Genomic DNA, 23,916 nt, shown 5'->3' with positions numbered 1-23,916 from the left:
CGTGGCCGGGGAACGGCCTGCCGTCTATTCCATCGCCGCCCACCGGGGCTTTGCCGATGCGCTGGTGGCCGGGCTGGTGCCCCGGTATGCCGAGCCGGGCTTCGGCCTTGCCCGGCTGACCCTGCTGCTGCCCAGCACCCGCGCGGCGCGCACCATGCAGGAGGCTTTCGTGCGCCACTATGGCGCGGCGGGGCAGCAGGGCCTGCTGCTGCCGCGCATGGTGGTGGTGGGCGACCTTGACCTGGACGAGACGCTGGGCCCGCTGATCGACAGCATGGGTGCCGGGCTGGACGTGCCGCCGGCGGTGGATCCGGTCTTTCGCTGGCTGCGCCTGGCCGAACTGGTGCGCGATGCGCGGGGCGACAAGGCGCCCAAAGGCAGCGCCCTGCTCAACCTGGCCTTTGCCACCGGGCAGGTGATGGACCGCCTGCTGGCCGAGGAAGTGCGGCCTGAGGCCTTGTGGGAGCCGGAGGTGCTCGATCTGGTGCCCGATATGGCAGAGCACTGGGTGGGCGCGCTCAAGACCTTCATCGCCGTGCAGCAGGCCTGGCTGGGCGAGCTGGAGGAGCGCGGGCAGGTGGATGCCGCCACCCGGCGCAACCTGCTGTTCCGGGCAGCGGCGGCGCGGCTGCGGGAAAGCCCGCCGCCGGGGCCGATCGTGGCCGCCGGGGTTACCAGCGCCGCGCCAGCGCTGGCCCACCTGCTGCGCACCATAGCCGATTTGCCCAATGGCGCGGTGATCCTGCCCGACCTGGACCTGACGCTTCCCGAAGCCGTGTGGGACGAGCTCGGCGCAGCGGGAGCCCCGGGTGAGGAAGGGCCCTTTGCCAAGGGCGATGCCGTTACCCACCCGCAGTATCACCTGAAGGTTCTCTTGAACCGCATGGGCATTGCGCGGGGCGAGGTGCGGGCCTGGCACCGCGCCGGGATGGCCGCCGCTCCGCCCGAACGCAGCCACGCCATCGCCAGCCTGTTCCTGCCGCCGCTGGCCAGTCGCGCCTGGGCGGACCTGAAGCCCGAGAGGCGCAGCCTTGCGGGCGTGCGGCTGATGGAAAGCGCCCACCCAGAGGAGGAAGCGCAGGCCATCGCCCTGCTGGTGCGGCAGGCCCTGGCCGAGCCTGAAAAGCGGGTGGCCGTGGTTACCCCTGATCGCGGGCTGGCCGGCCGGGTGGTGCAGCACCTGCGGCGCTGGAACGTGGTGGTGGACGATTCAGCCGGTCGCCCCCTGGCGCAGACTGCGGCGGGCCGCCTGCTGTTGCTGCTGGCAGAAGTTGCCGCCGAACAGGCCGCGCCGGTGCCGCTGATGGCGCTGCTGGGCCACCCGCTGGTCAAGCGCGAGGGGGACCGCGAAGGCTGGCTACGCGCCGCCCGGGCGCTGGACCTGAAACTGCGCGGACCGCGACCGCAGGCGGGGCTCGCGGCCCTTGCCGACAAGGCGCACGAGGCGGGCGTGGCCGAGTGGTGGGTGGGGGTTGTGCCGGTCCTGGAGCCGCTGCTGGACAGCGTGGACGAATTGCCGCTGGCCCAGGCGCTGGACCTGCTGGTGCGCGCGGGGGAGACGCTGTGCGGCCTGTCGCTGTGGGCCGAGGCAGACGGGCGCGCGCTGGCCCGCTTCGTGGAGACGCTGCGCGAAAATGCCCGCCTCACCGGCCTTACGCTGGGTCGTGAAGATCTGCCGGCTGCCCTGCGCGATGCGATGGACCGCGAGGCGGTGCGCCCGCCCTATGGCGGCCATCCGCGCGTGGCGATCTATGGCCTGCTGGAGGCGCGCATGACCCGGGCCGACCTGGTCATCTGCGGCGGCCTGAACGAAGGCACCTGGCCTGCTGCCCCTGCCAGCGATCCGGTGCTGGCCCCGGCCATCCTGCGGGTGCTGGGCGTACCGGGGGCTGATTTCCGCATTGGCCTTGCCGCGCATGACCTGGCCGGCGCGCTGGGGGCGCCGCAAGTGGTGCTCAGCCGCGCGCGGCGCGAAGCGGGCGGCCCGGCCATCGCCAGCCGCTTCTGGCTGCGCGTACGGGCGCTGCTGGGTGATGACCTCTACAAGCGACATGAGGACGCGGAGTCGGTTGCCCTGGCCCGTTCCATCGACCGTCGCCTTACCGTGCCCTGGCATCCGCGTCCGTCTCCCCGCCCGGCACCGCACCAGCGGCGGGGCAAGGAGCTATCGGTCACCACGCTCGACCGGCTGCGGTCGGACCCCTACCAGTTCTATGCCCAGAAGGTGCTGGGCCTGAAGCAGCTCGACCTGCTGGACGCGCAGCCCACCGCCGCCTGGCAGGGGACACTGGCCCACGCGATCCTGCAGGACTGGCACGAGGGCCGGGGCAGCATGGAGGCCCTGGCCGACCGGCACCTGGTCGAGATGGACGCCCACCCGGTGATGCGCGCCCTGTGGCGGCCGCGCCTGTTGCGCGCGTTGGCCTGGGTGCAAGCCGAGGTGGAGGGGGCAGAAGGCCGCCGGCCGATCGCGTGGGAGAAGGCCGGGCGGCTGGACTATCGCGGGCTGGTGCTGACCGGCAAGGCGGATCGGATCGACCGGCTGGCCGACGGCACGCTGGCCATTGTCGACTACAAGACGGGCAAGGCCCCCGGCGATGCCCAGGTAGAGCAGGGCTTCGCCATGCAGCTTGGCACCCTGGCCCTGCTGGCGCAGCGCGGCGCGTTCGAGAACATCGCGGGGCGGCCCGCGGCGTTCGAATACTGGAGCCTTGGTCGCAATGCCGAGAGCGAGACCGGCTTCGGCAAGATCACCACCCCGCTGAAAGTGGGCCGCAAGCGCGGCGGGATCGAGCCGGAGCAGTTCCTGCCGCAGGCCCAGCACCATCTGGACGAGGCGCTCGACAAGTGGATCCTGGGTGACGAGGGCTTCACCGCCCGCCTCAACCCCGATGCCGTGGTCTATACCGAATTCGACCACCTGATGCGGCTGGAGGAATGGCTAGGCCGCGAGGGGGACGGGCAGTGAGCGGCAAGGTCTATCCCCTGCTGGGCAACCAGAGGGCGGCGGTGGACCCGCGCGACAGCGTGTGGCTGTCGGCCAGCGCTGGCACCGGCAAGACGCAGGTGCTTTCCGCCCGCGTGTTGCGCCTGCTGCTGGAACCCGGCGTGCGGCCGGAAAACATCCTGTGCCTCACCTTCACCAAGGCCGGCGCGGCGGAGATGGCCGATCGGGTCAACCAGGTGCTGGCAAGCTGGGTGCGGCTGAGCGATGCCGAACTGTGGGGCCAGCTCGATGCCATCGGCGCGCCGACGGATGATGCTGCCAAGGCCCACGCTCGCACCCTGTTCGCCAGCGTGCTCGATTGCCCCGGCGGCGGCCTGCGCATCGATACCATCCACGCCTTCTCGCAATGGCTGCTGGGCGCCTTCCCGGAGGAAGCGGGGCTGGAACCCGGCACCCGCCCGATGGAAGACCGCGACCGCGTGCTGCTGGGCCAGCGGGTGCTGGTGGACCTGCTGGCGGAGTGGGATGAACTGGGCGACAAGGCCGCTCTCGCCCGGCTTGAGGGCCTCTCCCTGCGCCTTGGCCCCGATGGCACCCGTGCCTGGCTGGACCGCTGCGCCAGCGCCCGCGCCGCCTGGTTCGGCCCCGGATCGTGGCAGCCGCCAATGGCGGAGCGGGTCAAGCGCCTGATCGGATTGGCTGCGGAGGCCACGCGCGAGGAACTGGCCGAATGGTGCAGCGACAACACCTTCGATTGCGCCGCCCTGAAGCAGGTGGCCGATGCCTATCACGCCTGGGGTGCCGCATCGGGCCGCAGCTATATCGAGGCGATCGATCGCTGGCTGGCGCAGGATGCCGCCGCCCGGCTGGGCGAGGCGGGCAAGCTGGCGGACGCCCTGTTCAACAAGGAGGGCGAGCTCAAGTATTTCAAGAACATCGCCAAGGTTGCGCCCGGTATCGACGCCACCGGAGCGGACCTGCTGGCCTCGCTCCAGGCAATCGTGAGCCAGCAGGCCCTGTGCGACCTTGCCGATTTTCTCACCCCCGCGCTGGAGGTGGGCCGCCGCTATGCGCTGGCGTGGGACGAGGCCAAGGCGCGCGAGGGGCTGGTCGATTTCGATGACCTGATCCGCCAGGCCGCCGCGCTGCTGGGCACGCCGGGCCTGGGCGAATGGATCCGCTACAAGCTGGACCGCCAGTTCGACCACGTGCTGATCGACGAGGCGCAGGATACCAATGCCGCGCAGTGGGATATCGTCACCGCGCTGACCGAGGAGTTCTTTACCGGCCTTGGCCAGCGGGGCCAGCGCCTGCGCACGCTGTTCGTGGTGGGCGATTACAAGCAGGCGATCTTCCGCTTCCAGGGCACCAGCCCGGAGAACTTTGCCCAGGCCAAGGCCCGCTATGCCGAACTGCTGGATGTGCGGGCGCAGAACGTGGCCCGGGCGCGCCTGCCGCTGGATGCGCGGCGGCTGGTGGACGTGGGGCTGGACCAGTCGTTCCGCACCGCGCAGGACGTGCTCAACGTGGTCAACGATGCGATCACCGCCATAGGCCCCGAAACCTTCGGCCTGCGCGAAGTGCCGCCGCCCCACGTGGGTGACGCGAACCGTCCCGGCCTCGTCACCCTGTGGCGGCCCGTTCTCGCGGTGGAGGAGGATGAGGAGGCCGCCGAAGACGGTGGCGAGGAGGGCACCGAGACCTGGCTCTCCGCCCCCGAGCGGCGCATGGCCGACCGGATCGCCGCGCAGGTGCGCAGGTGGATGGATCACGGCTTCCCGCTAGTTAAGGGCAGGCACCGCAACGCGGGGCCGGGCGATGTGATGGTGCTGGTGCGGAAACGCCGCGAGCTGGCCGGGCTGATCGTCGCGCGCCTCTATGCCGCCGGAGTGCCCGTGGCGGGGGTTGACCGGCTGCGGCTGGGCGCGCCGCTGGCGGTGAAGGACCTGATGGCGGCCTTACGCTTTGCCGCCCAGCCGGGAGACAGCCTCAGCCTTGCCGCGCTGCTGGTTTCCCCCGTGTTCGGCTGGAGCCAGCAGGACCTGCTCGATCTTGGCTGGCGCGAGAAAGGCAGCCTGTGGGATCACCTGCGCGGCTCTGCCCACCCGCAGGCGGCAGCGGCGGTGGCCATGCTGGGCGACCTGCTGGCGATCGCCGATTTCGAGCCGCCGCAGGCCCTGCTTCACTGGATGCTGGTGGGGCCGTGGCAGGCGCGCGCGAAGCTGACCGCGCGGCTGGGGCAGGAGGCGAACGACCCGATCGATGAACTGCTCAACGCCGCGCTGGCCTTTTCGGCGGGCTACACCCCGTCGCTGGCGGGTTTCCTTCACTGGTTCGACGCGGGCGAGGGCGAGCTGAAGCGCGAGGCGGGCGAGGGCGGCGGGCTGGTGCGGGTGATGACCGTGCACGGCTCCAAGGGCCTGCAAGCCCCCATCGTGATCCTGGCCGATGCCACCGGCGATCCCGCGAAAGGGCGCGGGGTTTCGCTGGAACTGGCCGAGGAACTGCCCGGTGGTGGCGGCGTTCCCGTGCCGCTGCCTCCCTTGCGCAAGGAGGAGAAGCAAGGCCGCATTGCCGAGGAGGAAGAGAAGGCCAGGGCGGCGGAACTGGAAGAGCACTGGCGCCTGCTCTACGTGGCGATGACCCGGGCCGAGGAAGCACTCTTTATCGGCGGCGCGCTGGGCAAGCGCGAGAAGGAGCCGGCAGCCGATAGCTGGTATGCGCGCCTCGCTCCGCTGTTCCCGCCCGATGCGCTGCATGACGACCTGTGGGGCGCACGGCAGGAACGCGGCCACCGCGCCCCGCCGCTGTCGCGCACCGGCACCGCAGCGAGAGACCAGTTGCCGCCGCTGCCCGCCTGGGCCACCGCCCCCATCGGCCCCGAACCGCGCCCGCCGCGCCCGCTTGCCCCTTCGTCCGCTGGCGAGGAGCGGGGTGCCGACCCCCCGCTGCCGCCCGAGATTGCCGCCGTGGCCGCCCGCCGGGGCGTGCTGCTGCACAGCCTGCTGGAACGCCTGCCCGATGTGGCGGCGGGGCGGCGCGAGGAAGCAGCGCGCGCCTGGCTGGCACGGCAGGCCGGCGATCTCGACCAGGCGGAGCGGGACGATATGCTCACCCGTGCGCTCGCCGTACTGGCCCACCCGGACTGGGCCGCGCTGTTCGGCCCCGATGCCCTGGCCGAAGTGCCGCTGGCCGCCACGGTGGACGGGCAGGTGATCGCCGGCACGGCGGACCGGCTGCTGGTGCAGGAAGGCCGCGTTCTCGTCGCCGATTTCAAGACCGCTCGCCGTCCGCCGGCATCGCTGGCGGAGATGCCCGAATCGGTACTGAAACAGATGGGCGCCTATGCCGCCGCGCTGGCGGTGATCTTCCCCGGCAAGCGGGTGGAGGCGGCAGTGCTCTACACCCAGACCCCGCAACTGATCGCGATTCCGGGGGATATCCTGGCGGCCAACAAGCCGCGCTTGGCCGATCCGCAGGATTCCTAAGCCGCCGGGGCATTGCCGATTGCGCCATGCTGCCTAGATTGGCCGCAACAAAGCAGGAGTTATGCCGTTATGGCCACCAAGTCCGTCACCGATGCCAGCTTCGCCGCAGATGTGCTGCAGTCCGACAAGCCCGTGCTGGTCGATTTCTGGGCCGACTGGTGCGGCCCCTGCAAGATGATCGCCCCCGCGCTGGAGGAGATCAGCGAGGAGCTGGCCGACAAGCTGACCATCGCCAAGATGGACATCATGGAAAGCACCGAAGTGCCGGCCCAGATCGGCGTGCAGTCGATCCCGCTGCTGGTGCTGTTCAAAGGTGGCAAGCCCGTGGCCCACAAGCTGGGCGCCGCGCCCAAGAGCCAGCTCAAGGGCTGGATCGAAAGCGTCCTCTAAAGAGCCGCCATCCGCGCCGCCATCTCGTCCCACAGGGCGGGGCTGGCGGCGCCGATCAGGCCGCCGTGGGTTGCCCCGTCCACGCGATAGGGTGAGCCGTCGGGTCGCGCAGCCTTGCCGCCGGCCTCGTTCAGCCACAGCACGCCAGCCGCATGGTCCCAGGCCAGCGTCTTTTCGAATAGTGACACGTCGTTTTCGCCCAGCGCCAGCCGGGGATACTGTTCCGCCGCGCAATAGGGCACGTCGACCAGCCGGTAGTGCGGGTTGACGTGGTCCATCACCGCCGCGCGCTTGGCCGGGTCCATGAACAGCAGGCTGATCGCCGCCACCGGCCGGTCCCCGCCGGTGCTGCGCGCCTGCACCTTCTCGCCATTCACAAACGCCCCCTGGCCCTTGTGCGCCACGCAGAAGCGGCCGGTGAGACAGTCGAGGATCCACCCGGTGTGCGCTACGCCCCCGCTGGCCATGGCCACCAGGATGCCGAACGGCGGCTTGCCGGTGGCGAAATTGCGGGTGCCGTCCAGCGGATCGACGATCCAGCAATCGCCCGCCAGGCGCGCCATGATCGACGGGTCGGCGTGGGCGGCTTCCTCGCCCACGAATGGCAGGTCGGGGATGATCCTTGCCAGCCCTTCGGCCAGCATGGCCTCGGCCTCGCGGTCGGCCACGGTGACGGGATCATTGCCGCCCTTGTCCTCCACCTCGCCGGCCTTCAGTTGCTGGTAGCGCGGCAGGATTGCCTTCTGGCTGACCTCGCGCATCAGGCCTTCGACGGCGGCGTGGAAGGCCATGATGTCGGTCACGAGCGATAGTCCGCGTTGATGGCGATGTAGCCATGCGTCAGGTCGCAGGTCCATACCGTGGCGCGGCCTTCGCCCAGGCCCAGATCAACGGTGATCTCCACTTCCTGCCCGGCCAGGTGCGCGGCCACGGGGGCCTCGTCGTAATCGGCCAGCGGCAGGCCATCCTTGGCCGCCCACACGCCGCCGAAAGCGATCGACAGCCGGTCACGGTCCGCCGGTTGCCCGGCCTTGCCCACGGCCATGACGACGCGGCCCCAGTTGGCATCGCCCCCGGCAATCGCGGTCTTGACCAGCGGCGAGTTGGCGATGGCCAGGCCCACGATCCGCGCGCTCTCGTCACTCACCGCGCCGGTCACGGTGATGGCGATGAACTTCTGCGCCCCTTCGCCGTCGCGCACCACCAGGTGGGCAAGTTGGCGGCAGATATCCTGCATCGCGGCCATGAAGGCATCTGCGCCGGGGCTGTCCTGCCCTTCCAGCACGGCATTGCCCGCCGCACCCGTGGCGAAGGCCAGCACCGTGTCGCTGGTGGAGGTATCGCTGTCCACGGTAATGCAGTTGAAGGTGCCGGCATTGGCGGCAGGCAGGCAGGCCTGCAGGAAAGCGGGCGAAACCGCCGCATCGGTGAAGATATAGCCCAGCATGGTCGCCATGTCGGGGGCGATCATGCCGCTGCCCTTGATGATACCGTTCAGCGTCACTTTCACATCGCCGATCATGGCGGAGACGGTGGCACCCTTGGCAAAGGTATCGGTGGTGCCGATGGTGCGCGCGGCATCTTCCCAGCCGCATGGCTCGGCCGTCAGTGCCGCTGCCACGCCCTCGCGCGCCTTGTCCTTGGGCAGGGGCACGCCGATCACGCCGGTGGAGCTGACCAGCACCTCGGCGGGCGAGCAGCCCAGGTGTGCTGCCACCTGCGCGGTGATCTGCTCCACCGCCTCGCGCCCGCGATAGCCGGTGAAGGCGTTGGAATTGCCCGCATTGACCACCAGCGCCCGCGCCGCGCCGCCAGCCACGCTCTCGCGCCCCATTTCCACCTCGGTGGAGCAGCACACGTTACGGGTGAACACGCCCGCCAGCGCGGTGCCGGGGGCCAGTTCGGCATAGGTCAGGTCGGCCCGGTCCCACGCCTTGTAGCGCGCCCGCGCCACGCGCAGCGTCACGCCGCCGATGGCGGGCATTGCGGGGAAGGGCAGGGCGAGCGGCGAAGTGGCGATATCCATGGTCCGGCCCGATAATCGGGTTGCTGCCGTGCGACAATCACTCAATGTTCAGCGCAAAGTAACGCACCCCACGTAGACATGTGCGAATAGTTCGCTATCTGGGACCCCGATGCTTCGCCAGTTGCTCACCCTGCTTGCCGTTCTCACGGGGCTGACCGCCACGGTCGCGCCGGTGCAGGCGCTCGACCTGGGTGCGCGCGCGGTCCAGGTGGCCGAGCAGGGCGGGCTGGTTTCGGTCGAGGCCGATGCCTCGGTTGCCGCGCAGGCCACTGCGCCGCGCCGGGCCGAACGTCGCGATACAGTGCGTCAGCGCCCGGTGATCCTGATCCAGACCCCCGCGGTGATGCTGCAGGCCGATCGCGCCCACGAATAGCCCGCCGGGCTCCATTTCCAGCTTCCCGCGTTTACCGGGCCGCCTGCTTGCGCGGCCCCCACTCCATATCACGACAGGATTCGCCCCCATGTGGCAGAAAATCGCCAAGACCATCCTCGGTTCGTCCAACGACCGTTACGTCCGCAGCCTCGACAAGATCATCGCCCGCATCAATGCGATGGAAAGCCAGCTCGAGGATTTCTCGGATGCCGAGCTGCAGGCGCAGACCGCCAAGTTCCGCATGAAGCTGGCCGAAGGGCAGACGCTGGATGACCTGCTGCCCGAAGCCTTCGCCACCGTGCGCGAGGCATCGAAGCGCGTGCTGGGGATGCGCCACTTCGACGTGCAGATGGTGGGCGGCATCGTGCTCCACCGCGGCGAGATTGCCGAAATGCGCACGGGCGAGGGCAAGACGCTGGTGGCAACGCTGGCCACCTATCTCAACGCCATCGAGGGCAAGGGCGTCCACGTGGTGACGGTGAACGACTACCTGGCGCGGCGCGACGCCGAATGGATGGGCCAGTTGCACCAGTGGCTGGGCCTGACCGTGGGCGTGGTTGTGCCAAACATGCAGGAACATGAGCGGCGCGATGCTTATGCTGCGGACATCACCTACGGCACGAACAGCGAATTCGGCTTCGATTACCTGCGCGACAACATGAAGAGCGAGCGCGACCGCATGGTCCAGCGCCCCTTCAACTATGCCATCGTCGACGAGGTGGACTCGATCCTGGTGGACGAGGCGCGCACCCCGCTGATTATCTCTGGCCCGACCGACGACAAGAGCGACCTGTACCTCGCCCTCGATGCCGTGGTGAAGGCGCTGGAGGAAGAATACTACGAGGTCGACGAGAAGGCCCGCAACGTCCAGTTGACCGAGGAAGGCAACGAGGAGATCGAGCGCCGCCTCTATGCCGCCGGCCTGCTCCAGTCGGAGAACCTCTACGACGTGGAGAACACCCTGGTGGTCCACCACCTCGACCAGGCGCTGAAGGCGGTGAAGCTGTTCAAGCTGGATACCGACTACATCGTCAAGGACGACAAGGTCATCATCATCGACGAGTTCACCGGCCGCATGATGGACGGGCGGCGCTGGTCCAACGGCCTGCACCAGGCGGTCGAGGCGAAGGAAGGCGTGGCCATTCAGCCCGAGAACCAGACGATGGCCTCGATCACCTACCAGAACTATTTCCGCATGTACCCCAAACTGTCCGGCATGACCGGCACAGCGGCCACCGAGGCGGCTGAATTCTGGGACATCTACAAGCTGAACGTGGTGGAAATCCCCACCAACAAGCCTGTCGCCCGCATCGACGAGGAGGACGAGTTCTACAAGAACACGATGGACAAGTTCCAGGCCATCGCCAAGGCGATTGCCGAGAAGAACGCAATCGGCCAGCCGGTGCTGGTGGGCACCGTCTCCATCGAGAAGAGCGAACTGCTGAGCAAGTTCCTGCACCAGGAAGGCGTCAAGCACGCGGTGCTGAATGCCCGTTTCCACGAACAGGAAGCCCACATCGTGGCCCAGGCGGGCCGCATCGGTGCGGTGACAATCGCCACCAACATGGCCGGTCGTGGTACCGATATCCAGTTGGGCGGCAACGTGGAATTCCGCATCGAGGACGAACTGCGCGACGTGCCCGAGGGGCCCGAGCGCGAGGCCGGAATCGAGCGGATCAAGGCTGAAGTGGCCGAGGAACGCGAGCGCGTTAAGCAGGCCGGCGGCCTGTTCGTGCTGGGCACCGAACGGCATGAAAGCCGCCGCATCGACAACCAGCTTCGTGGCCGCTCGGGCCGCCAGGGCGATCCGGGCCTGAGCCGGTTCTACCTGTGCCTGGAGGATGACCTGCTTCGCATCTTCGGGCCGGACACGCTGTTCGCCAAGATGATGAACAGCAACCTGGCCGACGGCGAGGCGATCGGCTCCAAGTGGCTCAGCAAGGCCATCGAGACCGCGCAGAAGAAGGTGGAGGCGCGCAACTACGAAATGCGTAAGCAGGTCGTGCAGTATGATGACGTGATGAACGACCAGCGCAAGGTGATCTACGAGCAGCGCGCCGAGATCATGGATGCCGACAAGGTGGACGACGTGGTGGCCGACATGCGGACCGACACGATCAACGCCATTGTCGCCAGCACGTGCCCGCCCGATTCCTATCCCGAACAGTGGGACGTGGAAGGCCTGAAGGCCCGCGTGCGCGATGTGCTGGGCATGGAGCCGCCGATCGACGACTGGCTGCAGGAAGACGCGGTGGAACCCGACCTGATCGACGAGCGGCTGCAGGCCCTCGCCGAGGAGAAGATGCAGGCCAAGCTGGCCGGGGTGGACATGTCCGGCTGGCACATGATCGAGAAGAACATCCTGCTGCAGCAGCTCGACCATCACTGGAAGGACCACCTGGCCACGCTGGATGCCCTGCGCCAGGTGGTGTTCCTGCGCGCCTATGCCCAGAAGCAGCCGCTGAACGAATACAAGCAGGAAGCCTTCGGCCTGTTCGAGGTGATGCTTGAGTCCATCCGCGAGGCGGTGACGCGCATCCTGATGAACGTGGAACTGCGCATTACCCCGCCGCCCCCGCCGATTGGCGAGCTGCCGCAACTGCCCGAGTTCCTGACCGGGCACATAGATCCGTTCACCGGCGAGGACAATTCGGGTGACCGCGACGGGTCCGAAGCCAACCCCGCGCTGTTCGGCGCGCTGGGCGGCACGGCCATGCCTAGCGGCGCACCGGGCGGCAATCCGTGGGAAGGCCAGGCGATCAACCGCAACGATCCGTGCCCCTGCGGTTCCGGCAGCAAGTACAAGCACTGCCACGGGGCGGTCTGACAAGCGGCTGACGTCCCCTCCTTGCCATAACCGTAACGCTCGTTATGGTTGGGGCCGGAGAGGGGACACGTCATGCGCATCACGAAGGCAGACCTGCCGCGCCGTTCGGTGGGCGAGGGGCCGGTGTGGGACGTGGCCGAGCAGGCCATGTATTACATCGATATCCTGGAGAAGAAGGTCTTCCGCTGGGCCCCGGAAACGGGTGACCACCGCGAATGGGCCGTGCCGGACATGATCGGTTCGATGGCCCTGCGGAAGCAGGGCGGGGCGATCGTGGCGCTGGTCGATGGCATCCATGCGCTCGATTTCGCCAGCGGCGCTGTCACCCCCGTAGCGCTGATGGAACCGGCCAATCCGGCGCTGCAACTGGCCGATGGCAAGGTGGACCGGGCGGGTCGCTTCGTGTTCGGCACCAGCCACCGCAAGGCGGCCGAACCGCTCGGCGGGCTGTTCGTGCTCGACCAGGGGCAAATCCGCCAGCTCGACAGCGGGCTGACGCTAGGTAACGGGCCGTGCTGGTCGCCCGACAATGCCACGCTGTACCACGCCGACAGCATGGCCCACGTGATCTACGCTTACGACTATGACCTGGCCACGGGCGCTGCGGCCAACCGGCGCGAGTTCTTCAACACCAGCGCCTGGGGCCCGATCCCCGATGGCGCGACGGTGGACAGCGCAGGCAACCTGTGGGTGGCCGTGTGCGAGGGCGGGGTGGTGCTGTGCATCGCGCCGGATGGCTCGCTGGTGCGCGAGATCGCCATGCCCACGAAGCTGCCGGCAAGCTGCATGTTCTTCGGCCCGCAGCTGGACCGGCTGTTCGTGCCCAGTATCGACCCCAGCTTCCTGGGCCGCGAACCGGCCGAGGGCGATGGCTGGAACTACATCATCGACGATCTTGGCGTCACCGGCCTACCGGAGCCGCGCTACCGTGGATAGGCGCCTTCCTCCGCTGCTCGTCGCGGTGTTCATCAACATCGGCGGGTTCAGCCTGATCCTGCCGCTGCTGCCGTTCTATGGCCAGGTGTTCAGCGCCGGCCCTTTCGAAGTGGCGCTGCTGTTTGCCGCCTATTCCTTCGGCAACGTGTTCGGCGAGATCTACTGGGGCCGCCAGTCGGACATCTGGGGCCGGCGCAAGGTGCTGCTGGTGACCACGCTCGTGGCGGGTCTCAGCTATTTCGCCTTCGCCTGGGCGCCCACATTGCTGGTGGCAATCCTGATCCGCATTGTCAGCGGCTTCTTCTCGGGCACGCTGGGCGTGTGCACCGGCTTCATCGCCGATGTCTCCCCGCCGGAAACGCGGGCCAAGACGATGGGCTATTTCGGCGCGGCGTTCAGCCTGGGCTTTGCCTTCGGCCCCGTGCTGGGCGGCCTCCTGGCGGGCGAGACAGCGGTGGCCGAGAGTTTCCGCCTGCCGATCTATGTTGCGGGCGGCCTGTCGCTGGCCGCGTCGGCCTGGTGCTGGGCGGTGCTGAAGGATGCCGTGCCGCCGCTGGGCAAGGGGCGTGACCTGCCGAAGTATTCTGAAGGGCTGGCCTTCGTGCGCCGCCAGCCGCTGCTGCTGCGCCTGTTCGTCATCAGCTTCTGCGGCATTGCCACCTTTGCCAGCATGGAGGCGATCTATGGCCTTTGGAGCGAGGAGAACTTCGGCTGGTCTGCCCATGACCTGGGCCTGGCTTTCCTGGCCCTGGGCACAGGTGGCCTGCTGGCACAACTGGTGCTGATCGGGCCGCTGGTGGCCCGTTTTGGCGAGGCGCGCGTGATCGTGATCGGGCTGGCGCTGCTGGCCGTGTCGATGGTGCTGCAACCGGTGATCCGCCTGCCGATCTCGGGTGTGCTGCTGATGGGCCTGCTGATGACCGGGCACAGCCTGGCCTTCCCGGCCTCGGGCGCGCTGCTCAGCCGCAATACCCCGCCGGAACGGCAGGGCAGCACCATGGGGCTGATGATGGCCAGCAACGCCGTGGGCCGCATCGTGGTGCCGCCGGCGTTCGGCCTGATCTATGACCGGCTGGGCCACGATGCCCCTTGGTATGTGGGGGCGGGGTTGATTTCGCTGGTGATGCTGGTGGCGTGGCAGGCGGTGACGCTGCTTGACCGGCAGAAGGCCGCAGCGGTTACAAATTGATCCTTGCCTTTGGTGGGGCGGGCAATAGCCTCCGCACCATACTTGGGAGGATCACCATGAAGCGCGCCCTGTTCACCGCCATATCTGCCGCACTGCTCGCCTCGGGCGGCGTGGCCTATGCCAACCACCACGAAGGGGCGGGCACGGCGATTGCCGCTGCCGTGGCCGACAGTCGCCGGCCCGAAGCCGACACCGCGCGCGATGCGCTGCGCAAACCGGCGGAGATCGTGGCCTTCGCCGGGGTCCATCCCGGCATGACCATTGCCGAGATTGCGCCGGGCGGCGGCTATTTCACCCGCCTGCTGGCCGCTGCGGTGGGGCCGCAGGGCAGGGTCTATGCGCTGGTCCCCGCCTTCTTCGCCAGCCGCCCCGGCGGGCTTGACGGCATTAACGCGCTCGCTGCCGAATACGGCAATGTCGAAGTGGTCGTCGTCGAAGGCTACAACAGCCTGACCCTGCCGCAGCCGGTGGACCTGGTGTGGACAACCGAGAACTATCACGACCTGGCCAATGGTGACATGGCGGCGGTAAACGGCGCCATGCTGAATGCGTTGAAGCCGGGCGGGATCTATTTCGTTGAGGATCATGCGGCCCCCGGCACCGGCCTGACCGCCACCCGCACGCTGCACCGGATCGATCCGATGGCGGTGATCGGCCAGGTAACCACCGCCGGCTTCGTGCTGGAAGCCACCAGCGACCTGCTGCACAACCCTGCTGATCCGCACACCGCCAATCCGGGGGATGTGGAACCCACCAGCGACAAGTTCGCCCTGCGCTTCCGCCGCCCGCAATGACCGAGCTGGTCGAGGAGCGCGACCGGCGCTGGGCTCTGGTCCGCGCCGGGATGGCAAGCCGGGGCATCGATTGCCTGATCGTGGTGGGGGATACCGGCCTCAACCTCTATCGCCTGGCTGACCTGCAATACCTGACCAACCTGCCGCGCGAAGGCGTGCTGCTGTTCCCGCTGGAAGGCGAGCCGGTGATGTTCTCGTTTGGCGGCAGCCATGACGGCGAGGCCTGGGTCACCGACCACCGCAACGGCTATCCGCTGTTCGCCACCCGTGTGACCGAGGCGATTGCCGAGCGCGGCTGGCAAAGCGCCACGTTGGGCGCGGTCCTGTCGGGCTATGATGGCGACCTGACCTTTCCGGACAAGATGGCCCGCGCGATTGCCGCCGACCATCCGCAGGCGCGGATCGTCGATGCCACGGCCATCCTGGTTGCCGCGCGCCGGATCAAGAGCGCCTACGAGATTGCCTGCTTCCGCGAAGGGTGCGCCGCCGGACAGGCCGCCATCGCCGCGGTGGCCGCGCTGGCCCGTCCCGGCGTGTCCGACCTTGACGTGAAGGCCGAGCTGATGGCCACGCTGTTTCGCCAGGGCTGTTCCACCCACACGCTGTTGCTGTTCCATTCCGGCCACTTCAGCGTCCACGGTGCAATGGGCGGGGCGATCCCGTCTCCTGCCGGGCGGGTGCTGGCAGACGGCGACGTGATCAATGCCGAGTTCGACGCCAAGAAGCATGGCTACAACGCGCAGTTCAACCAGCCGTTCTACATCGGCGCGGTCGACCCCGTGTGGCATGACATTGCCAGGGTGGGGGCGGAGAGCTTCCATACCGGGGTGGATGCCATCAAACCGGGCCTGACCGCGCGCGAGTTGCAGGACATCATGCGCGCGCCGGTAAAAGCCGGCGGCTTCCAGTCGCTGGGGCCGATGTTCCACGGCCTGGGTCATTCCTTCGAGCCGCCGGTGGCCCAGACGGGCCTCGATACCAGCCTTCCTGAGGATCTGGAGATCGCACTGGAACCCGGCATGGTGCTGGAGCTTGAACCGCACGTGGTGGCGATGGATTTCCGCCGGGGCGCCTCGTTCGGCTGCCCCGTGCTGGTCACCGAAAGCGGTTGCGAGCCGCTGGCGGAAGGCTGGCAGCCGGGGCCGGTGCTGATCGAAGCCTAGCCTTCCGGCGGCCAGCCTGGCACACGCTTGGCGTAATCTTCTGTCCGGAACCACTGGTTCAGCAGCATTTCCAGCGCGATCAGCTCGTCTGTGCAGCCGGGAATCGTATCCGCCGGCTCGCCCCGTTCCAGCAGGTCGGTGATGCGGGTGCGATAGTCGAACGGATCAGCCTCGCCCACCTGCGCCGCCACCGCCGCGCGCGCTGCCTTTACCGCATCGATCCGCCGCTGCGCTTCGCCCGCGTCGATCGCCCCGGCGCGCAATTCCTTCAGCATCTCGCACACATAGGCGCGGCAGGTGTGCGGGCGGCTCTTGTAGATGCCGCAGCAGCCGTTCTCGAACCGCGGGCAGGGCTGGTTGAAGCTGCGCTCGCCATCGTCATAGGTGGTGACCGCAATGCCGCGCGCCTTTAGCTTCAGCGCTTCCCACTGGCTGACGATCACACGACCGAACATGCCGTTGTCGCAGCACAGGCCGCAAGACACGCACAAAGCGCCTTCGGCGGGGTGGCTGGCGGATCGGCTCATGGGTGGAAAGTGGCTCCCCGAGTAGGATTGGACCTAGTAAATCCGCTGCGGTTCGCAGCCAGCCGCGACAGCCCGTGTTTCCCGTGTGCCACATCCGTAAATGATCTGTGCATTGGTTCGGGCCGTTCCGTTGCGGTTCGCCACAAGCCGCCCTATAATGTGGGAGCGTTTGTGGGAGTGCTGAGTGTCCAAGCTATCCGCCTTGAAAGTGAAGCACGCCAAACCGGGGCGGCATGGCGACGGTGCAGGGCTGTATCTACTGGTGGCCCCCACTGGCGGCAAGTCATGGGTGCTGCGGGTCATGGTCAACGGCAAGCGCCGCGACATTGGCTTAGGCTCTGCGTCTGACCTGACTTTAGAGGAAGCGCGGGACAGGGCGCGAGAACTCCGCAAGGTCGCCCGCACGGGTGGCAATCCGGTGGCTGTGCGCGATCACCGCGAAGTCGCGCCCCCTACGTTCAAAGAGGCTGCTATCGCCTGTCACGCTGCCAAGGAACGCGGCTGGTCTGAACGCAATGCCGCGTCGTTCCTGTCCAGCCTTGAACTGCATGTGTTCCCCTCGCTGGGGGCGGTGCGGGTCGATAGCCTGTCGGATCGTGACGTTGCGGCCATCCTGTCGCCGCTGTGGGTGGATAAGCCCGCCATCGCCAAGAAACTGCGCGCCCGTGTCGGGCTGGTGCTGAACTATGCCAAGGCTTCGGGCTGGCGAACGGAAGGCGCGCCCCGTGAGGCTCTGTCAACGCTGCTGCCTAAGCAACCGGACGAGGGCAACCTTGCGTCTATGCCCTACGGGGCTGTGCCTGCTTTCGTGGCCGATCTGTGGGACAAAACGGACGCTGCCGCCCGTCTGGCGTTGCTGCTGCAAATCCTGACTGCTGCCCGCCATGGTGAAGTCCGCTCGGCCATGTGGTCGCATTTCGACCTGGCGGCGAAGGAATGGCACCGGCCCGCCGCCCTGATGAAAAGCGGTGAGGCCCACACTGTCACGCTGTCCCCGCAAGCGCTGGACCTGCTGGAACGCGCCAAGGCCTTGCGCGGTGACGACAAGGATTGCCTCGTCTTTGCCAATCGTAAGGGCGAGCAGCTGAGTGACAATGCCCTAAGCAAAATCGTGCGACCCTATGGCTTCACGGCTCACGGGTTCCGGTCCACGTTCCGCACTTGGGCGGCTGAGCGTATGCCTAATATCCCCGATGCCGTGGCTGAAGCCGCGCTTGCGCACAAGATCCCCGACAAGGTGGTGAGGGCCTACAATCGGGCAAAGTTCATGGAATTGCGCCGCACCCTGCTGGATGGCTGGGGCGCGTATGTCAGGGGTGGCTCTGGCAAGGTTGTTCAATTCCCGTCCGGTGTGGCGGGATGAATGGAGCGGGTGGGCTAGGGTAGCTCCCGAACGGCTGGTTATCCGCCCAGCCTGCCCCCCGCTTTCTCTGTGCGGTGGCCCTACGGAGGGGCAGAAATGGACACGTTCGATCTAGATATTGCCATCAATGATCACATGGCTGAGGCTTTTTGGCCGTGGTGGTTAGCTGTAGCCTATTCGCAGGATCGGCCCTTGCGGCTGGAAGCGCTGCGGTCCGGGGTGCAAGGTGCCCTGTTGATGGCGGACAGTAAGTTGGCCGCAGCATCTGCCATTGGCTGCGTGCTCCAGGTTGTCACGGGCCACCCCCTAACCTCTGAGGACTTGGCCAAACGCCTACCTGAAGTTGAAGGTCTTATCTGGCGGGCCGTATGTAACCAGCAAATCGCCGCCTATGGCAGGCGCACACCGGACGATGAACTTGCAGAAATCCCCGTAACGGCGTTTCCGGGCAGCGAGATTGATTATGCGGAAACCTGCGATCTCATTAAAGCTGGGTGGCGCGCGGCAAGCATATTCCATCAAGAGTTTTCCGCCGAACGGGTGGCGCGCTATTATGATATACACCTCAACGCAAAAGCGGTCAGGGCATTTATCGGCGCAATGGAAGCGGAACAGGCGCGCGCCGCAATGGATGATGCGCTGTCGGGTGATTATGCTGCCTTCGCTGCGGTGGAGGCTTCCGCGCCGACGCTTGAGGCCGGATATTGGGAGCCTTTTACAGCGTGCGCTTGGGTCGGGTCAGGCTCCCCGTCTTTTACCGCAGCCGTCCAAGCATACGCGCGCAAATATCACACAGAACGCGGTGGCCTTCACTCCGCTTCCGCTTGGCTGGTAATTGGTAACGTAATGGGCAGCCGTTATGGGGTCACGCTCACCCAAGCGCTGGCCCGCATACAATCTGCAATCGGCGCGAACAGGCTTGTCGGAGGCACAGCTTTTGATTTGTCCACCGGACTGCCTGTCGCGCTAACCGATACCGAGTGGCACGCATTCGAGCATTCAGACAAATCAGACGGCCTGAGCCTTGTGCGGGGATATGTAAAACACAGATGGTCCTCCACTGCGATAGAAGCCGCCTTCCCTCCTTCGGACGTTGCGCAACGGGCCGCAACGAATGCGCCGGGGCGAGGGCGGCAAGCTGGGGTTGGCGGCTACTCAATTGACGACGCCGAACTGCTCAAAGAGATGGCCAGTTTGATCACGGCGAGGGAGGCCAGCAGCGATTGGGATGCGGCGGGTCAAGTTGTCGCGAGAGCAAAGGGCGGTGGCACAGATGACAGCAAGAAGAAGAGGCTGGTCGCAAAATATAAGGCATCCGCGCTCAGTTTAAGTCAGTCCACTCAGAACTGATTTTAACGGAAATGCGGTGCCGCAGCGCGCCGCTTAAGTCCTTGGTTGTCCGCTGGTTCGCCAGCACAACACGAGGACAGGAAGATGCAAAAGTTTATCGACGTTGGCGGCAACATACAGCCGCTCGCCATGCGCCCCAAAGAGGCGTGGGAAATGCTCAAGATCGGCAAAACCAAGGGCTGGGAACTTGTGGCCCGTGGCGACTTGGAGGCGTTCAAGATCGACGGGGCAACCCGAATCACAACCGCCAGCATTCATGCGTTGGTGCAGCGCCAGCTTATGCAGGCTGCGGCGTGACCCGTGCTTGCACAGCAGGATGGTCTTTCGTCCAGCCGTAAAGGACGAAGGGACCGCGCAATCCTTTTCCCCAAGGATCGGCGGCCCCCTGAAAACTCGCAGCGTGGCAGCATCGAGTGTCAGCAACATAGCGAAACCGGCTCTGACTTGCAACGGTTTGAAGCCGCCTTGTGGCAGGCCCGCAACCTGTGGAGCATTGAACAGCACCGCAACGGTCTGGCCGATGGTCGGCGTTTGTCGCGTGACGCTGCTGACCGTGCCTTGCGTGCCGGTCTGGCTGCATTGGAGGGCAACAGCTTGGCGAAGTATCGCCGGGGCGGTGGCGAATGACCTACCACCTCGAAAGCTGGGAACAGCGCAAGCGGGCGGCGTTGCAGATCCTCGCCAACGATCATCGGCTGACCCGCAAGAGCGGTTCGTTCCTTGGTCAATGCGTGGCTGATCCTACGCCGCTCTCTGACAAGCAGATTGATTGGTTCCTGACCCTCGCAGAGCGGTCGGGCGTGGCCGTGGAGGCTTAACGCATGAATGATATGAGCAACACACCCACCCACTACCGCGACGGCACCGCTGCGGGGTTCAAGGGCAATTCCACTGCGGCCCGTGAAAACAGCCGGGAAGCCGCTGAAGGGGTCCAAAAGACCCTCGGCCATAGGCAGGCACAGGTCCTTGATGCCTTCGCGCTCTACGGGGCTGCTGGGGCGATCCCTGAAGACCTTGTGAATGTTCTCGGCCTTGCGGTCCACCTGTTGCGCCCGCGTGCCGGTGAACTGGTCAAGCGCGGTCTGCTGTTTGAGGTGGGCAAGCGCCAGGGTGATTATGGCAAGCCGGTGATGGCTTACAGCGTTGTGCGCCCGGAAGCGCAGGCGGTGGCCGCATGACGGTGCTGCGCTTCACTCAACCGCCGACGCGCAAGGTTGAACTCGTCCGCAACCCTGATGGTAGCTGGTTCGCCACCTACGCGGGCGATCCGTGGGAAGAGGGGTGGCGCACCGAGTCCGGTTCGCTGGCGTTGGTGCGTGCTGCCCTGTCGTTCGACCTGACGCGGGGCCTTCCCGTGGTCAAGCGCCTGCCTGACCCAAAGCCGGGGAGGCGCGCCGCATGACCGTTGCAACCGTCACCCATGAAGCGGGCTGGTCTTGGCTCGACCACGATAACAAGCGCCGCCCCTTCGCTTACCTGATGCCGCTCGGCCAGCCGCGTGATGTGCTGGCCATTGAATGCCGCAACTGGTGGTCGGCCCTCGCCGTCTCGCTGGAACTGGCGCGCGGGCAAGATGCCTGTGAATATGTGGGAGGCCCCACCGCATGACAAACGAACTGCTGAACGCGGCGCTTGGCTATGCCAGCGAAGGAAAGCCGGTGTTCCCGTGCGATCCGCGCAACAAGACCCCGCTCGTTAGTAACGGGTTCAAGAATGCCAGTACGGACGAAAGCACGATCCGCAACTGGTGGACGTGCTGGCCCAATGCCATGATCGGCGTGCCCACTGGCGGCGCGTCGGGCGTGTGGGTTCTCGATGTGGACAGCCCTGCCGAATTTGAAGCGGCTTGCCCCGTGTCGATCCCGGCAACCCAGCGCTGCGACACGCACAAGGGGTATCACCTGTATTTCAGGTATGACCCGGCGCAACCCGTCCGCAATGCCCAGCGATCAACAAAGGGCTGGCCCATCAAGACCATGCCGGGGGCGGAAGTGCGGGGCGAGGGTGGCTATGTCATCGCCCCTCCCAGCCTGCACCCGGAAGGCACGTTCTACCATTGGGCGAACGACCTGCAACCTGCTCCGTCGCCCGCTGACCTTTTGGCCGCAATCGACCGGGGCAAGGCTAAGTCAGGGATCGAGCCTGTCACGGCTGTGCCGCCTGCTGCGGGTTGCTCGTCCTATGGTCTGGCTGCGCTCAATGCCGAATGCGAGGCAGTGCGGCGGGCTGGCAATGGTGAACAGGAAAGCGCGCTCAACCAAGCTGCCCTCAAGCTTGGCGCGCTGGTGGCAGGTGGTGAACTCGACCGCGAAACCGCCAGGGCGGAATTGCTGGCCGCTGGCATGGCCATGCCTTCCTACAATTCTGGCGATCCGTGGACGCTGGAAGCGGTGGAAGGTAAGGTTGAGCGCGGCTTGAATGACGGGGCGCGCCAGCCGCGCAAGGCACCCGATCCCGTGGCTGGGCTTCGGGGTGTGGCTGCGGCTGCGCCGGTCGATGTGGAAGCAAACGACAATGACCTTGCGCCTCTGGGTGGGCTGGATTTGCAAACCCTCGCCACAAGGCGCGCTAAGCCTAAACAGTTTGCGATAGAGCAACTGGTCCCTGTCGGAGAGGTAACCTTGTTCACGGGCGCGGGTTCGGCTGGCAAGAGCCTGCTCGCCCAGCAGTTTGCGACCGCTGCCGCTGGATCGCTCCACAAGTGTCTTGGGCTGGATCTGCGGGAAGGCCCTGCAATTTATCTGACCTGTGAGGATGACGCGGAGCAACTGCACTGGCGGCAACAGCATCTCTGCGAAGCGCTGGGGGTGCCTATGGCGGGCTTGGCTGGGCGGTTGCACCTAATCAGTCGGCGGGGTGAACTTGATAACCCGCTCGGTTCCTATGATGCCCAAGGCCATCTCATTCCAAGCCCGTTCTTCCATCGGTTGCGGGCGACGGTATGGGCAACGGGCGCAAAGCTGGTGCTGCTCGACAACGTGGCGCACCTGTTTACCGGCAACGAGAACGACCGGGGCGAAGTCACGCAGTTTGTGAACCTGCTCAACCGGCTGGCCGGTGACACGGGCACGGCAATCGTGCTGCTGGCGCACCCGAACAAGGCGGGGGCAGACTATTCCGGTTCGACGGCATGGCAAACGGCTGTGCGGTCGCATTTCGTGGTGCATCACGATCTGGAAACGGACTTGCGGACGTTGACCATCCCCAAGGCGAACCTCGCCCGCAAGGGTGGATCAATCCGGTTCGTCTGGCAGGATTGGGCATTCGTTTGCGAAAGCGACCTCCCGCCCGATGTGGCTCGCTCGCTGCAATCGACGGCACAGGCGGTAAACGACAACGATTTGTTCCTGGCCTGCCTGCGCCAGCGCACGGATGAACAGCGCGCGGTCTCGGATAAACCTAGCGCCACGTTCGCCCCCAAGGTCTTTGCCGGGATGCCAGAGAGCAAGGGCATCGGCAGGCCACGGCTGGAAAAGGCAATGGATCGGCTGTTCCGGTTGAGGAAAATCGAGCGCGCCGAACTCTGGAAAGGCCCGGATCGCAAGCCCGTGTTTGGCCTGCGGGAAGTGCGGGAGATACACTATGCGGGAGACGCGGGAGACTATGCTGCAACTGCTTGAAAACATTGCGGGTAACTGCGGGAGATACTCTCTCTATACTACGTATAGGTTGGCGCGGCCCATTGGCCCGCCGCGCCTGCCAAATACAGAGTCCCCGTGCTCAACCGATCATGCGGTTGCCCGAATATACGGGCGGATACGGGCGGCGGGTCGCCTGATAATACAGGCGGAAAACAGGCAAAGGATTTGACAATGGCGGGAACAGCAAAGGCACCGGCCCGTAAGCGGGCTGCGAAACCTGCGGCTGAGGCGGCGGCGGTCATAACATACACGATCCCGGTTCTGATCGGTCGCCCGATTGAAGAGGTAAAGGCGATATTGGCGGAACGGTTCTCGGGCTGGTCGGATATGACTGCCAACGAACAGGACGAGTTTGCACAACTGGCGATGGAACAGCAACGCCGGAGCAAGCCGGTAAAAACCAAGGTCGTGAAGTCGGAGAACGGCAACACCACTATCGACATTGACGGGGGGCCAGCGGCGCTCGGGCTGCTCAAGCTGCAACAGGCGTTCGGCGCTACCACCATGGAACCGGTCAACGCCCGTGGCGCGGAACTGATGAAATACTTGAAGTCGGTCGGGCGGAATGATGCAGACCGATATAACGCGGCGCTGGCGTTCCTAAGCAGTATGGGGCCGCGCGATCAGGCGGAGGCGCTGTTGCTTGTGCAGATGTATTGCACCCATGACGCGGCGATGCGGGCGCTGTCACAGTTGGGCAATGCCGAATGGATCCCGCACTTGCAGACGTTCGGCAACCTGGCGGCGAAGCTGCTGCGGACATCACAAGGGCAGATGGAAACCCTAGCCAAGATGCGCCGGGGTGGTGTGCAGGAAGTCCGCCATACTCACTACTACGTGGACAATCGCGGCGGACAGGCCGTGTTTACCGATAACGTTACGACAGGGGGCAGGAACCCGAA

21 protein-coding genes and 1 pseudogene are annotated in these 23,916 nt (G+C 66.3%); 19 read left to right on the top strand and 3 right to left on the bottom strand.

The features are described 5' to 3' along the window. Position 1: 1 nt before the first annotated feature. The 3 genes from GRI99_RS12205 (at position 2) to trxA (ending at position 6,825) form a co-directional block, all read left to right on the top strand. Positions 2-2,968, top strand: a complete 2,967-nt coding sequence (locus GRI99_RS12205; RefSeq protein ID WP_337192920.1) for a PD-(D/E)XK nuclease family protein — start codon at positions 2-4, stop codon at positions 2,966-2,968. Then, on the top strand, positions 2,938-6,435 hold the full coding sequence (gene addA / locus GRI99_RS12200) for a double-strand break repair helicase AddA (protein ID WP_202393082.1): 3,498 nt from the start codon (positions 2,938-2,940) through the stop codon (positions 6,433-6,435). The genes GRI99_RS12205 and addA overlap by 31 nt, the downstream gene beginning before the upstream one ends. 69 nt (positions 6,436-6,504) lie before the next feature. Continuing rightward, positions 6,505-6,825: a thioredoxin gene (gene trxA, locus GRI99_RS12195; RefSeq protein WP_160772338.1), complete on the top strand. Its 321-nt coding sequence runs from the start codon at positions 6,505-6,507 to the stop codon at positions 6,823-6,825. On the opposite strand, the gene GRI99_RS12190 is transcribed toward trxA, so the two are convergent. Next, positions 6,822-7,616, bottom strand: coding sequence for an inositol monophosphatase family protein (locus tag GRI99_RS12190; protein WP_160772604.1), 795 nt, complete (start codon positions 7,614-7,616; stop codon positions 6,822-6,824). The genes trxA and GRI99_RS12190 overlap by 4 nt on opposite strands. 8 nt (positions 7,617-7,624) lie before the next feature. Continuing rightward, entirely contained in the window at positions 7,625-8,851 is a 1,227-nt protein-coding gene (argJ, locus tag GRI99_RS12185) for a bifunctional glutamate N-acetyltransferase/amino-acid acetyltransferase ArgJ (protein ID WP_160772337.1), read from the bottom strand. Between the two features lie 109 nt (positions 8,852-8,960). On the opposite strand from argJ, the gene GRI99_RS12180 reads away from it, so the two are divergent. The 6 genes from GRI99_RS12180 (at position 8,961) to GRI99_RS12155 (ending at position 16,133) form a co-directional block, all read left to right on the top strand. Continuing rightward, positions 8,961-9,224 carry a hypothetical protein gene (locus tag GRI99_RS12180; protein ID WP_160772336.1) on the top strand — a complete coding sequence of 88 codons (264 nt, stop codon included), beginning with the start codon at positions 8,961-8,963 and terminating at the stop codon, positions 9,222-9,224. Between the two features lie 88 nt (positions 9,225-9,312). Then, positions 9,313-12,051, top strand: a complete 2,739-nt coding sequence (gene secA, locus GRI99_RS12175) for a preprotein translocase subunit SecA (protein WP_160772335.1) — start codon at positions 9,313-9,315, stop codon at positions 12,049-12,051. 72 nt (positions 12,052-12,123) lie between these two features. Further along, complete coding sequence (locus GRI99_RS12170) at positions 12,124-12,987, top strand: SMP-30/gluconolactonase/LRE family protein (protein ID WP_160772334.1); 864 nt, start codon at positions 12,124-12,126, stop codon at positions 12,985-12,987. Further along, on the top strand, positions 12,980-14,176 hold the full coding sequence (locus GRI99_RS12165) for an MFS transporter (RefSeq protein ID WP_160772333.1): 1,197 nt from the start codon (positions 12,980-12,982) through the stop codon (positions 14,174-14,176). The genes GRI99_RS12170 and GRI99_RS12165 overlap by 8 nt, the downstream gene beginning before the upstream one ends. 56 nt (positions 14,177-14,232) lie before the next feature. Next, positions 14,233-14,970: a class I SAM-dependent methyltransferase gene (locus tag GRI99_RS12160; protein WP_160772332.1), complete on the top strand. Its 738-nt coding sequence runs from the start codon at positions 14,233-14,235 to the stop codon at positions 14,968-14,970. After that, positions 14,967-16,133, top strand: a complete 1,167-nt coding sequence (locus GRI99_RS12155; RefSeq protein WP_160772331.1) for a M24 family metallopeptidase — start codon at positions 14,967-14,969, stop codon at positions 16,131-16,133. Before GRI99_RS12160 ends, GRI99_RS12155 begins: the two co-directional genes overlap by 4 nt. Here the strand turns inward: GRI99_RS12155 and GRI99_RS12150 are convergent. Continuing rightward, positions 16,130-16,660 carry a YkgJ family cysteine cluster protein gene (locus GRI99_RS12150; protein ID WP_160772330.1) on the bottom strand — a complete coding sequence of 177 codons (531 nt, stop codon included), beginning with the start codon at positions 16,658-16,660 and terminating at the stop codon, positions 16,130-16,132. The two genes, GRI99_RS12155 and GRI99_RS12150, sit on opposite strands and share 4 nt — an antisense overlap. A gap of 184 nt (positions 16,661-16,844) precedes the next feature. Here GRI99_RS12150 and GRI99_RS12145 point away from each other — a divergent pair, with 184 nt between their 5' ends. The 10 genes and pseudogenes from GRI99_RS12145 to GRI99_RS12100 all read left to right on the top strand — a co-directional run. Next, complete coding sequence (locus tag GRI99_RS12145; protein ID WP_160772329.1) at positions 16,845-18,023, top strand: integrase arm-type DNA-binding domain-containing protein; 1,179 nt, start codon at positions 16,845-16,847, stop codon at positions 18,021-18,023. A gap of 96 nt (positions 18,024-18,119) precedes the next feature. Continuing rightward, positions 18,120-19,373 carry a hypothetical protein gene (locus GRI99_RS12140; RefSeq protein WP_160772328.1) on the top strand — a complete coding sequence of 418 codons (1,254 nt, stop codon included), beginning with the start codon at positions 18,120-18,122 and terminating at the stop codon, positions 19,371-19,373. A gap of 84 nt (positions 19,374-19,457) precedes the next feature. Next, on the top strand, positions 19,458-19,670 hold the full coding sequence (locus tag GRI99_RS12135) for a helix-turn-helix domain-containing protein (RefSeq protein WP_160772327.1): 213 nt from the start codon (positions 19,458-19,460) through the stop codon (positions 19,668-19,670). A 3-nt stretch (positions 19,671-19,673) separates the two neighbouring features. Then, positions 19,674-20,000: a hypothetical protein gene (locus GRI99_RS12130; RefSeq protein ID WP_160772326.1), complete on the top strand. Its 327-nt coding sequence runs from the start codon at positions 19,674-19,676 to the stop codon at positions 19,998-20,000. After that, the gene (locus GRI99_RS12125) at positions 19,997-20,191 is read left to right on the top strand and encodes a hypothetical protein (RefSeq protein ID WP_160772325.1); all 195 of its coding nucleotides are present in this window, start codon (positions 19,997-19,999) and stop codon (positions 20,189-20,191) included. The genes GRI99_RS12130 and GRI99_RS12125 overlap by 4 nt, the downstream gene beginning before the upstream one ends. Before the next feature lie 3 nt (positions 20,192-20,194). Further along, a complete protein-coding gene (locus GRI99_RS12120; protein WP_160772324.1) occupies positions 20,195-20,551 on the top strand; it encodes a hypothetical protein in 357 nt (118 codons plus the stop codon). Further along, positions 20,548-20,775 (top strand): hypothetical protein, encoded by a 228-nt coding sequence (locus GRI99_RS12115; RefSeq protein ID WP_160772323.1) that lies wholly within the window; start codon positions 20,548-20,550, stop codon positions 20,773-20,775. The genes GRI99_RS12120 and GRI99_RS12115 overlap by 4 nt, the downstream gene beginning before the upstream one ends. Further along, a complete protein-coding gene (locus GRI99_RS12110) occupies positions 20,772-20,981 on the top strand; it encodes a hypothetical protein (RefSeq protein ID WP_160772322.1) in 210 nt (69 codons plus the stop codon). The genes GRI99_RS12115 and GRI99_RS12110 overlap by 4 nt, the downstream gene beginning before the upstream one ends. Next, on the top strand, positions 20,978-22,993 hold the full coding sequence (locus tag GRI99_RS12105; RefSeq protein ID WP_237438330.1) for a bifunctional DNA primase/polymerase: 2,016 nt from the start codon (positions 20,978-20,980) through the stop codon (positions 22,991-22,993). The genes GRI99_RS12110 and GRI99_RS12105 overlap by 4 nt, the downstream gene beginning before the upstream one ends. A gap of 192 nt (positions 22,994-23,185) precedes the next feature. Then, positions 23,186-23,916 (top strand): annotated as a pseudogene (locus tag GRI99_RS12100) (hypothetical protein); the annotation flags it as partial.

Origin of the sequence: Alteraurantiacibacter buctensis (assembly GCF_009827655.1) — a bacterium.
GTDB lineage: Bacteria > Pseudomonadota > Alphaproteobacteria > Sphingomonadales > Sphingomonadaceae > Alteraurantiacibacter > Alteraurantiacibacter buctensis.
Note: the sequence above shows the minus strand (reverse complement) of the source record. Positions and strands in the feature narration are given on the sequence as shown.

Excerpts from the sequence above, each read along its gene's own strand:
- GRI99_RS12110 (WP_160772322.1), top strand. The coding sequence starts at position 20,772 with ATGACCGTTGCAACCGTCACCCATGAAGCGGGCTGGTCTTGGCTCGAC.
- GRI99_RS12160 (WP_160772332.1), top strand. The coding sequence starts at position 14,233 with ATGAAGCGCGCCCTGTTCACCGCCATATCTGCCGCACTGCTCGCCTCG.
- GRI99_RS12115 (WP_160772323.1), top strand. The coding sequence starts at position 20,548 with ATGACGGTGCTGCGCTTCACTCAACCGCCGACGCGCAAGGTTGAACTC.
- argJ (WP_160772337.1), bottom strand. The coding sequence starts at position 8,851 with ATGGATATCGCCACTTCGCCGCTCGCCCTGCCCTTCCCCGCAATGCCC.
- GRI99_RS12180 (WP_160772336.1), top strand. The coding sequence starts at position 8,961 with ATGCTTCGCCAGTTGCTCACCCTGCTTGCCGTTCTCACGGGGCTGACC.
- addA (WP_202393082.1), top strand. The coding sequence starts at position 2,938 with ATGGCTAGGCCGCGAGGGGGACGGGCAGTGAGCGGCAAGGTCTATCCC.
- GRI99_RS12140 (WP_160772328.1), top strand. The coding sequence starts at position 18,120 with ATGGACACGTTCGATCTAGATATTGCCATCAATGATCACATGGCTGAG.
- secA (WP_160772335.1), top strand. The coding sequence starts at position 9,313 with ATGTGGCAGAAAATCGCCAAGACCATCCTCGGTTCGTCCAACGACCGT.
- GRI99_RS12155 (WP_160772331.1), top strand. The coding sequence starts at position 14,967 with ATGACCGAGCTGGTCGAGGAGCGCGACCGGCGCTGGGCTCTGGTCCGC.
- GRI99_RS12190 (WP_160772604.1), bottom strand. The coding sequence starts at position 7,616 with ATGGCCTTCCACGCCGCCGTCGAAGGCCTGATGCGCGAGGTCAGCCAG.
- GRI99_RS12150 (WP_160772330.1), bottom strand. The coding sequence starts at position 16,660 with ATGAGCCGATCCGCCAGCCACCCCGCCGAAGGCGCTTTGTGCGTGTCT.
- GRI99_RS12105 (WP_237438330.1), top strand. The coding sequence starts at position 20,978 with ATGACAAACGAACTGCTGAACGCGGCGCTTGGCTATGCCAGCGAAGGA.
- GRI99_RS12120 (WP_160772324.1), top strand. The coding sequence starts at position 20,195 with ATGAATGATATGAGCAACACACCCACCCACTACCGCGACGGCACCGCT.
- GRI99_RS12135 (WP_160772327.1), top strand. The coding sequence starts at position 19,458 with ATGCAAAAGTTTATCGACGTTGGCGGCAACATACAGCCGCTCGCCATG.
- GRI99_RS12125 (WP_160772325.1), top strand. The coding sequence starts at position 19,997 with ATGACCTACCACCTCGAAAGCTGGGAACAGCGCAAGCGGGCGGCGTTG.
- GRI99_RS12170 (WP_160772334.1), top strand. The coding sequence starts at position 12,124 with ATGCGCATCACGAAGGCAGACCTGCCGCGCCGTTCGGTGGGCGAGGGG.
- trxA (WP_160772338.1), top strand. The coding sequence starts at position 6,505 with ATGGCCACCAAGTCCGTCACCGATGCCAGCTTCGCCGCAGATGTGCTG.